The 9,138-nt window shown below is 59.5% G+C and carries 11 protein-coding genes; 5 read left to right on the top strand and 6 right to left on the bottom strand.

Annotated elements, in window-relative coordinates; genetic code table 11:
* Positions 1-65: 65 nt before the first annotated feature.
* The 3 genes from AC4PR2_RS22630 to AC4PR2_RS22620 all read right to left on the bottom strand — a co-directional run bounded on the left by AC4PR2_RS22630 (position 66) and on the right by AC4PR2_RS22620 (position 1,075).
* On the bottom strand, positions 66-314 hold the full coding sequence (locus tag AC4PR2_RS22630; protein WP_046687465.1) for a DinI-like family protein: 249 nt from the start codon (positions 312-314) through the stop codon (positions 66-68).
* 311 nt (positions 315-625) lie between these two features.
* Positions 626-814, bottom strand: a complete 189-nt coding sequence (locus AC4PR2_RS22625; protein WP_049200522.1) for a DNA polymerase III subunit theta — start codon at positions 812-814, stop codon at positions 626-628.
* 54 nt (positions 815-868) lie between these two features.
* Positions 869-1,075: a hypothetical protein gene (locus AC4PR2_RS22620; RefSeq protein WP_038877873.1), complete on the bottom strand. Its 207-nt coding sequence runs from the start codon at positions 1,073-1,075 to the stop codon at positions 869-871.
* A 258-nt stretch (positions 1,076-1,333) separates the two neighbouring features.
* Here AC4PR2_RS22620 and AC4PR2_RS22615 point away from each other — a divergent pair, with 258 nt between their 5' ends.
* Positions 1,334-2,443, top strand: a complete 1,110-nt coding sequence (locus AC4PR2_RS22615; protein WP_070914708.1) for an SDR family oxidoreductase — start codon at positions 1,334-1,336, stop codon at positions 2,441-2,443.
* 34 nt (positions 2,444-2,477) lie between these two features.
* On the opposite strand, the gene AC4PR2_RS22610 is transcribed toward AC4PR2_RS22615, so the two are convergent.
* Positions 2,478-3,224 (bottom strand): S24 family peptidase, encoded by a 747-nt coding sequence (locus tag AC4PR2_RS22610; protein ID WP_019453597.1) that lies wholly within the window; start codon positions 3,222-3,224, stop codon positions 2,478-2,480.
* A 176-nt stretch (positions 3,225-3,400) separates the two neighbouring features.
* On the opposite strand from AC4PR2_RS22610, the gene AC4PR2_RS22605 reads away from it, so the two are divergent.
* From AC4PR2_RS22605 to tmaR, 3 genes are all read left to right on the top strand, one after another.
* On the top strand, positions 3,401-4,168 hold the full coding sequence (locus AC4PR2_RS22605; protein ID WP_443014445.1) for an N-acetylmuramoyl-L-alanine amidase: 768 nt from the start codon (positions 3,401-3,403) through the stop codon (positions 4,166-4,168).
* A gap of 94 nt (positions 4,169-4,262) precedes the next feature.
* Complete coding sequence (locus AC4PR2_RS22600) at positions 4,263-5,330, top strand: FUSC family protein (protein ID WP_033632575.1); 1,068 nt, start codon at positions 4,263-4,265, stop codon at positions 5,328-5,330.
* A 160-nt stretch (positions 5,331-5,490) separates the two neighbouring features.
* Positions 5,491-5,808, top strand: a complete 318-nt coding sequence (gene tmaR / locus AC4PR2_RS22595) for a PTS system regulator TmaR (protein ID WP_004935612.1) — start codon at positions 5,491-5,493, stop codon at positions 5,806-5,808.
* 158 nt (positions 5,809-5,966) lie between these two features.
* On the opposite strand, the gene AC4PR2_RS22590 is transcribed toward tmaR, so the two are convergent.
* Together AC4PR2_RS22590 and AC4PR2_RS22585 are read right to left on the bottom strand one after the other, a co-directional pair.
* Complete coding sequence (locus tag AC4PR2_RS22590) at positions 5,967-6,755, bottom strand: ABC transporter substrate-binding protein (protein WP_038877877.1); 789 nt, start codon at positions 6,753-6,755, stop codon at positions 5,967-5,969.
* A 22-nt stretch (positions 6,756-6,777) separates the two neighbouring features.
* Positions 6,778-7,959 carry a M20 aminoacylase family protein gene (locus tag AC4PR2_RS22585; RefSeq protein WP_337046649.1) on the bottom strand — a complete coding sequence of 394 codons (1,182 nt, stop codon included), beginning with the start codon at positions 7,957-7,959 and terminating at the stop codon, positions 6,778-6,780.
* Between the two features lie 137 nt (positions 7,960-8,096).
* Here AC4PR2_RS22585 and AC4PR2_RS22580 point away from each other — a divergent pair, with 137 nt between their 5' ends.
* On the top strand, positions 8,097-9,050 hold the full coding sequence (locus AC4PR2_RS22580) for a LysR family transcriptional regulator (RefSeq protein WP_060420262.1): 954 nt from the start codon (positions 8,097-8,099) through the stop codon (positions 9,048-9,050).
* Positions 9,051-9,138 lie beyond the last annotated feature (88 nt).

Here is a 9,138-nt window from a genome sequence, read left to right as displayed (position 1 = left end):
GCTGTGGCTCTGGGTACCTGTCATTCTCATTGAGAACGAAAATCTGCCGCCCGGCTAGTGTAATGCTACCCATAGATGTCACTCATCAGCCATTGTTCTGACTCTTCAAACATATCTTCAAGAAGCCGATTTAACTTTTCTCTGTCGCTCTTGTTAGCGTCGCTAATGAGTCCGTTCGTTTGCATCGGCTTTACTTTCACCTCTGCATCAGGGAACACCCGATGTACCCGCCTTGTCAGTTCTGCTTTGATTATCTCTGCCGCGTCAGGCAAACCTTTAACATTACGTTGGTCAAATATCAGCTCTACGAACATTCGCACCTCTGAATTGCTGTATGTATATACAGTTATGTTGTTCGATGAACTCGTGTACGTCAAGCAATAACCGGTTTCGTGAGGTGAATTGAAGAAAGTGATGCGTACAAAATTGCGTACCACAGGAAATTTATTCAAATAAAAAATTAATAAAATCAGCTTATTGAATTCATTGTTTCGTAATCGTGAATATAAAATGTGGCCGTTGCCTTGCTGCTCAAAATCGCGTCTCTTCAGTGGCGGATACAAGATGCCCCTATTGTAACGGCGTGGGGAGCGATGCCAAGCGGCGGTTAGCGAAATGCGCGCAATTACGCACGGCGATAATAATCCAGCCGTTGATGAAAGTAGGGGAGCAGGTGGTCGGGGATCTGTTGTTCCGTTTCCGCCTGGGTCGAGGCGATGCCGTAGCGCTCGTTGTAGATCACGCTGATGGCCAGCAAATCGGTTTCTATTTTTTCGCGTTGTGCCTGCGGTAAGCTATCCAGCTTTCGAGCCATCGTTATCTCCCTGTTAACCTTAGGGCATAATAGGATCGTTAGCGGGTCTTGTCCCTACCCATTCCGGGGGGCGGTGGACGCCTGGGCGCCTTGCTGCGAGCAGGGGGCCAGGCTGTGGCGCGCGGCGAACTCGCTCTGCGGCTGGTGTGCATTGAGGCGATCCGCCCGGTTATACAGCGAACAGGCGCCGCCGATGACCGCCACCCAAAACAGGGTGCACAGCAGCAAAACCCCCAACCAGGCTTTTTGGTTATAGGTCATAAGTCCTCCACGGACGAGAAGAGAAATAACATTGACCGTTAAATTAAATCAGGGGCTACATCAATGGTATTTAAACAGTAGGGATTAATCGCAATGCGTGCCCGACTCTTTTGTTACGAAATCCATGATGGATGTTTCAAAAGATTCCTTAAGATAATATTAAGAAAATTGAGTAGGGGCGCCGTAATTCTATTTAATATTTGTTTAATTATCCGCAGATACAATCTTCCACATTCAATGCCAATGTGGGTGACAATTATGAAAACGCTACTGTTGACCGGCGCTACCGGCTTTCTCGGTGGTGCAGTTCTCGAAAAATTATTGATTGAAAATCAGTCTATTAATTATCTTTTGCTGGTGCGCGCCGATGATGCGCAGCAAGGGCTGGCCCGTATTCGCACGAATATGGAAAAGTTTAATATCGATGCGAACCTGCTGTCTAAAATTACGATAGAAAATATATTGTTGGGCGACCTTTCCGAGCCGGCCGACTTTTTAACTGACGCACGTATTAACAATGTCACGCACGTTATTAACTGTGCGGCCGTTGCTTCATTTGGTAATAACCCGCTCATTTGGAAGGTAAACGTAGAAGGCACTCTGGCCTTTGCCGAAAGAATGGCGCAGGTGCCGGGATTAAAACGTTTCCTGCACGTCGGTACCGCCATGTCTTGTTCGCCGGAGCCGGGTTCGCTGGTGGCGGAGAGCGGCGAGTTTGAGGAAGACGCCGAGCACCTGGTGGAATATACGCGTTCCAAATCCACCATCGAACAGCTGATGCGCCAACGCTGCCCGCAAATGCCGCTGACCATCGCTCGTCCGTCGATCGTGGTGGGGCACACCCGCCTGGGCTGCCAGCCTTCCAGCAGCATTTTCTGGGTGTTCGGCATGGCGCTGATGCTGCGTAAGTTCATGTGCTCGCTGCAGGACAATATCGACGTGATCCCGGCGGACTACTGCGCGGATGCGCTGGTGATGCTGATGAACAGCGAAACGCTGGAGAACGACGTGTATCACATCTCCGCCGGCGTGGAGAGCAGCGTCAGCTTTGCCGAAATTGACAACGCCATGGCGGCCGCGCTGGAAAAAGCGCCGGTGGGCGATGAGTATGCGCAGGTGACGTATGACGCGCTGGTGAAAATGCGCCGCCAGCTGAAAGACATTTTCGGCCCGTGCAACGAGCGGCTGATGCTGAAAGCGATGCGCCTGTACGGATCGTTCGCCATGCTCAACGTGCGCTTCAGCAACGAGAAGATCCTCAAGCTGGGTATGCCGAAGCCGCCGCGCTTCACCGACTACATCGCCGGCTGCGTGCAGTCGACCCGCGGGCTGTCTATCCAGCAGCAGATGGTGGTGGACTTCAAATAACCGCCGGGCGCAGCGGGCGCCCGAGGTTGTTCCGCTACCAGGACGAAGAGGACCAGAAGACGCGGCCGAGCACTACCAGTTGCTCTTTGCGCTGCTGATAGCTGAGGTGCTCGTCCTGGTACTCTTCCCGGTTGAGGGAGCGGATGATGACGCCGCCGTCCGGCTGCTCGATCAGCACCTTCACCCGCAGCAAATTGCCGTGGCGGATGGCGTAGGTCTTGCCTTCCCGGATGCGCGTGTCGTCGGTGTTGATGCCGACCACGTCGCCGTCCTGCAGGCGCGGCTCCATGCTGGAGCCGGAGATGCGAATAATACGCGCGGCGTTGACCGCCACCCCCATCTTGTGCAGGTAGTAACGGCGGAAGATCAGCGAAAACTCCTCGCGATCGACGATTTCGTAGCAGCCGTCGCCGGCGGAAAAATCAATATCCAGCAGCGGGATCTCCACAAACTCTTCCTTGTCCTGTTCGGTATCTTCCCATACCACCGGTTTCAAACGGGCGGGCTGGAAGTCCGACTCCGCCGCCACGTTGTCAAACGGGCGCACCAGCTGCTTTTCGTGAAACACGTCGAACCAGCCCTTGGGCAAATTCAGCCTGGCCTCGATCCGCCTGGCCAGATTGTCGCCAAGATTGCGGGAGGATTTTTCCCCGATGATTTGGCTCAGCGTCGGCGCGGAAGACTCAACCAGCGTGGCGAACTCATTCTGGTTGACGCCTTGCCGGGCGTAGCGGGCCATCAATTCGCGCAGATTGTTGCGCCTGATTTCTTTAGTTTCCATTGTTCGATGATCGCACTCTTTAGCAAAAAGGTAAATAACGGTTTTGCTAAAAAACGCTTGCGCATAATTTAGCAATTAGCTAAAACAAAAAGGGTGAGCCAAAGGTTCACCTGTGCGGAGCGGCCTGTCATGATGATAGGCCGCTCAGTGAAATCAAACGAGAGAGGGACTTTACGATGTACAAGATTGATTACAATAGCTACCGATCGGTCGCCAGCTTCGGCCACCGCGTGCGCTTTCTGGTGCTGCACTACACGGCGCAAAACTTTGCCGACTCGGTGAAGTCGTTGACCGGAAAATCGGTCAGCGCGCACTATCTGGTGCCGGATCCGACCGAGGCCACCTATCAGGCCGCCGGCTTTAGCGGCGTGCGCATTTTCAACCTGGTGGACGAGAACGAGCGCGCCTGGCATGCCGGTACCAGCCAGTGGGGCACCCGCAGCAATATCAACGACACCTCGATCGGCATCGAGATCGTCAACCTGGCGAGCGGCGACGGTGAAAACATCACCTTCCCGCCGTTTAACCCGCAGCAGATCGAGGCGGTCACCCAGCTGGCACAGAACATCCTGCAGCGTTACCCGGACATCTCGCCGGTGAACGTGGTGGCGCACTCCGACATCGCGCCGGGCCGCAAGAGCGATCCGGGCCCGCAGTTCCCGTGGCAGCAGCTGTATCAGGCCGGCGTCGGCGCCTGGTATGACGAGGCGACCAAGCAGCAGCGCCAGCAGGAATACTGTCACCAGGGGCTGCCGGCGCAGGCCGAGCTGCTGAAGCTGTTCGCCCAATACGGCTACAACACCTCGGCGGCCAATACCGCAGAAGGCTATCGCCAGCTGGTGCGCGCGTTCCAGCTGCACTTCCGCCAGCAGAAGTATGACGGCGTGATGGATGTCGAAACCGCCGCCGTGCTGCGCGCGCTGGTCGACAAGTACGCCGCCTGAGCCTGACCGCGAATGGGGGACGCCTCATTCGCCTTTTCCTTGCCGGGCTTCCTCCGCTAAAATAGCGGCCTGGCTGGTCTTTATCGGAGGCATTGTGCGCCTCGATCGAAAAATCTCTTCCCTTGAATTGCTAACCTACCGCCACTATCGCATTGTCCACGGCGTGCGCATCGGGCTGGCGTTTATTCTGACCTTTCTGCTGATCCGCTTGCTGGCGGTGCCCGAAGGCACCTGGCCGCTGATCACCCTGGTGGTGGTGATGGGGCCGATCTCGTTTTGGGGCAACGTGCTGCAGCGGGCGCTGCAACGCATTGCCGGCACGGTGTTCGGCGCCGCGTCCGGCCTGATCGCCCTGTATCTGGAACTCTATTCGCTGCCGCTGATGCTGGCTTGGTGCGGCGTGGTGATGTTCGTCTGCGGCTACCTGACGCTGGGCAAACGGCCGTATATGGCGCTGCTGGTGGGGATCACGCTGGCGGTAGTGTGCGGCGCGGGCGCCGGCGACATGCATACCGCGCTGTGGCGCAGCGGCGACGTGATCTTCGGCTCGCTGCTGGCGCTGTTGTTCACCAGCATCTACCCACAGCGCGCCTATATTCTGTGGCGCATGCAGATGGCGGACTGCCTGCAAACCGCCGCCCGCCTCTACGGCGCGTATTTTTCGCCGAACGTCATTGAGCGGCCGCGGCTGGAGCCGCAGCTCAAGGATCTGTTGAATCAGGTGGTGAAGCTGCGCAGCCTGATCGTGCCCGCCAGCAAGGAAACCCGCATCCCCAAAGCGGTGTTCGAGGCGGTGCAAACCCTCAGCCGCAATCTGGTGTGCACGCTGGAGCTGATGGCCGACGCCTACTGGGCCTCGCGCGAAACGCACTTCATCATGTTGAACGCCCGCACGCTGCGCAGCACCCAGCTGCTGACGCTGAGCTCGCTGGAATCGTTGGCGGTGCTGATGCGTGAAGGGCCCCAGGCGCAGCGGCAGGCGGCGGCGGGGCAGCTGGCGGAGATCGCCGGCGAGCTGAAAACGCTGATGCAAGAGGTCAGCCTCGGTCAACACGGCGAAGCGCCGATTTACGGCTATGTCTGGCTCAGCATGGAGCTGGCGCAGCAGCTGGAAGAGCTGGGGGATCTGCTCCAGGTCTGCACCGCCGCCGGGCGCGAATAAGGGGTCAGATCATGAAGGCGGCGCTTTGGGTTTTGGCCGCCGGGGCAAAGTGGGTAAGATAAGGCAATCACTGTTGTGCCGGACCGCCACAAACCTGTATCTTGGTGCCATGTGGCCGTAAGCAAATGAATCTGTGTATTACTAAAGCAAGGGTATAAAGATGGATAATGCAAATAAGCCGAGTTTCCAGGACGTGCTGGAGTTTGTGCGTATGTTCCGCCGCAAAAACAAACTGCAACGCGAGATCGTCGACAACGAAAAGAAAATTCGTGATAACCAGAAGCGCGTGCTGCTGCTCGACAACCTGAGTGAGTACATCAAGCCCGGCATGAGCATTGAAGACATTCAGGGCATCATCGCCAACATGCGCAGCGACTACGAAGATCGCGTTGATGACTACATCATCAAAAATGCCGATCTGTCCAAAGAACGCCGCGAGCTGTCCAAAAAGCTGAAAGCGATGGGCGAAGTGAAGTAACCCGCTTTAGCGGGCCGAGCGTCCTGCCTGGCCCGCATCCTTATCCCGCCTGATTTTCCGCTCTTGCCGATACTGCCGTTTCCGTTGGGGCGTTCCCCGGCGGCCGAAGGCGCCTCCCCGTCCTGCAGGATCTGCAGGTGACCGCCGGGGAACGCTTGTTACTGCTCCGCGCCGTACATGTCGAAGTCGAAATACCTGTCGTTGATTTTCTTGTACGTGCCGTTGGCGCGGATCGCCTGCAGCGCGGCGTTGAAGGCGTTCAGCAGCGCGGTATCGTCTTTGCGCACCCCGATGCCGTCGCCGACGCCGAAGTATTTGCTGTCGGTCAGCTCGGCGCCGATAAAGGCGAAATCTTTGCCGCCGGGCGTTTTGAAGAACTCGCTGGCGCTGACGCTGGCCAGCAGCGACGCATCCAGCCGGCCGTTGGCCAGGTCTTCGTTCACTTCCTGTTGGCTTTGGTAAGCCACCACGTTGACGCCGGCCGGGCGCCACAGCGCGTTGGCGTAGGCCTCCTGGCTGGAGCCTTGCTGCACGCCGACCGATTTGCCCTTCAGCGAGGCGACGGTAGGCTGCAGGTTGCTGCCCTTATGCGCCACCAGCCGCGCCGGGGCGTTCGAGACCTTGCTGGAGAAGGCGATCTGCTGCCGGCGCTGCGGCGTGATGGTCATCGACGAGGCGATGGCGTCGAACTTCTTCGCCTGCAGGCCGGGGATCATGCCGTCCCAGCTGCTTTCTACCCACACGCATTTGGCCTGCATCTGGTCGCACAGCGCCTGGGCGATATCGACGCCGAAGCCGGTCAGCTTGCCCTGCGGGGTTTTATATTCCAGCGGTGGAAAGGTGGGATCGATGCCCAGCTTGATCACTTTGCCGCTGAATTCACCGCTCAGCGCGGGAAAGCTCGCGGCCAGCGGCAGCAACAACAACAGCCCTTTGATGGTTTTCATGTCATTTCCTCAGCGTTGGCGATTAAACCGCAGGGCGAGCTAAAAAGCGCTCGACCAATTTGACCCAGTAGGTGGCGCCCAGCGACAGACTGTCGTCGTTGAAGTCATAACCGGGGTTGTGCAGAGAATTGCCCGGCGTGGCGGGGCCGTTGCCGATCGAGATGTAGCTGCCCGGGCACTTCTCCAACATAAAGGCGAAATCTTCGCTGGCGGTAAACGGCCGCAGCGTGGGGATAACCTGGCTCTCTCCGGCCCATTCCAGCGCCACCGCGCGTGCCAGCTCGGTTTCTGCCGGGTGGTTCACCAGCACCGGGTAGCCGTGCTGATAGTCGATCTCCGCGCGGGCGCCGAAGCTGGCGGCCTGCGCCGTGACCAGCTCGGTGATGCGCTGCTCCAGCCGCTCACGCACCGCCGCCGTCAGCGCGCGCACGCTGAGCGTCAGGGTGGCGGTCGCCGGGATCACGTTGGCGGCCTGGCCGGCCTGCATCGCCCCCACGGTGACGATCGCCGTTTCCTGCGGATCGATATTGCGCGCCACGATGGTTTGCAGGCTCATGACGATGGCCGCGCAGGCCACCACCGGATCGACGGTGCTCTGCGGCACCGCGCCGTGGCCGCCGTGGCCGTGCAGGGTGATGTGTACCGTATCGGCCGAGCACATGAAGGGGCCGCTGGCGAAGCCCAGGTGGCCGGTGGGAAAACCGGGCACGTTGTGCATGGCGAACACCGCGTCGCAAGGGAAGCGCTCAAACAGGCCGTCTTCAATCATCACTCTGGCGCCGCCGCCGCCTTCTTCCGCCGGCTGAAAGATCAGGTGCAGCGTGCCGCTGAAGTTCGGCTGCTGCGCCAGATAGCGCGCCGCCGCCAGCAGCATGGCGGTGTGCCCGTCGTGGCCGCAGGCGTGCATCACCCCGGAATGGGTGCTGGCGTGCGGCAAACCGGTCGTTTCGGCAATCGGCAGGGCGTCCATGTCGGCTCGGATGCCGAGCGATTTTCCTGGCCCGCGCTGCAGTGTGGCGACAACGCCGGTTTGTCCTACACCGCGCGTGACGCGGTAACCCCATTCCTCCAGCCGCTGCGCCACCAGATCCGAGGTGGCGAACTCCTGAAAGCCCAGCTCCGGGTGGGCGTGAATGTGGCGGCGAAGCGCGACCATCTCATCATGAACGGCGGCGATCTCAGGCAGTACGAGTGAAGGGCTCATCACGGTCTCCGGCAAAGGGTCCCGGCCAACGGGCGGGAATGGGGCAGAGGGATAGGCATCGAGACTAGCAAACTCCGTTTTTGCCGGGTAGCCGCCGTTCGGTTATGCTGACAACCAATGATTGTCAGGAGGTGAACATGAAACTGCACCAACTGCAGGCGCTGGTGGCCAGCGCCGACAGCGGCAGCATTCGCGCGGCGGCGCGGCATCTTGGGCTGTCGCAGGCGGCGGTGACACGCGCGCTGCGCGAACTGGAGCAGGAACAGGCGCTGCCGCTGCTGATCCGCACCCCGACCGGGCTGGGCTTTACCCCCTACGGCAAAACCCTGTTGGCGCACGCCCGGCTGGTGTTGAATCAGCTGGAGCAGGCGCAGGGGGAAATGGCGGCGCTGCGCGGGCGGGCGGCGGATCTGGTCAAGGCGGCGATCACCCCTTGGCTGATGCTGACGGTGTTGCCGCCGGCGGTGATGGCGTTTCGCAGCAAGGTGCCGGCGGTGCGGCTGGAACTGTCGGAAAGCCTGATGGCCAACGCCCAGTCGCAGCTGCGCGAGGGCACGATGGATTTCGCCATCACACCGCTGCCGGCGTCGTCGGCGCCGCAGGAGTTCCACTGCGAGCCGCTGCTGGAGTATGAAACGGCGTACATGGTGCGGCGCGGCCACCCGCTGGCGCACAGTACCTCGCTGCATCAGCTGCTGGAGCAGGATTGGGTGATGAGCTATACCCCGGAAAGTTTCGATGCGCTGCTCGACGAGGTGTTTCACCGCCACGGCGCGCGCCTGCCGCGCCAGCGCATTATCCAGGCGCATTCGTTCGGCATGCTGCAGGCGCTGGTGGAGTCCGCCGAGATGTGCACCTGGTGCCCGCGGCCGATCGTCGCGCTACCGCAGTTCGCCTCCCGTGTGCAGCCGCTGGCGCTGCGGGAGAGCTGCCAGCCGGCGCAGCTGAATATTGTCACCCGGCGCAACAGCATTCTGAGCGCCGCCGCCCATGCGTTTATCGACACACTGGTGCGCACCCTGCGCCAGCAGGCTCGATCGTCGCGGCCGGAAGATCGCCAGATCTACGATCGCGTGCGCCTGCTGATTTAGCGGATCCCCCCGGATCGCCGATCCCGTAAATGGGATCGCGATCCGCATTTGTAGCATTTTTAGCCGCAATGTTAACGATATGTGATTT

It is taken from the genome of Serratia sp. A07 (assembly GCF_058725505.1).
This window is presented reverse-complemented; position numbering and strand designations above follow the sequence as displayed.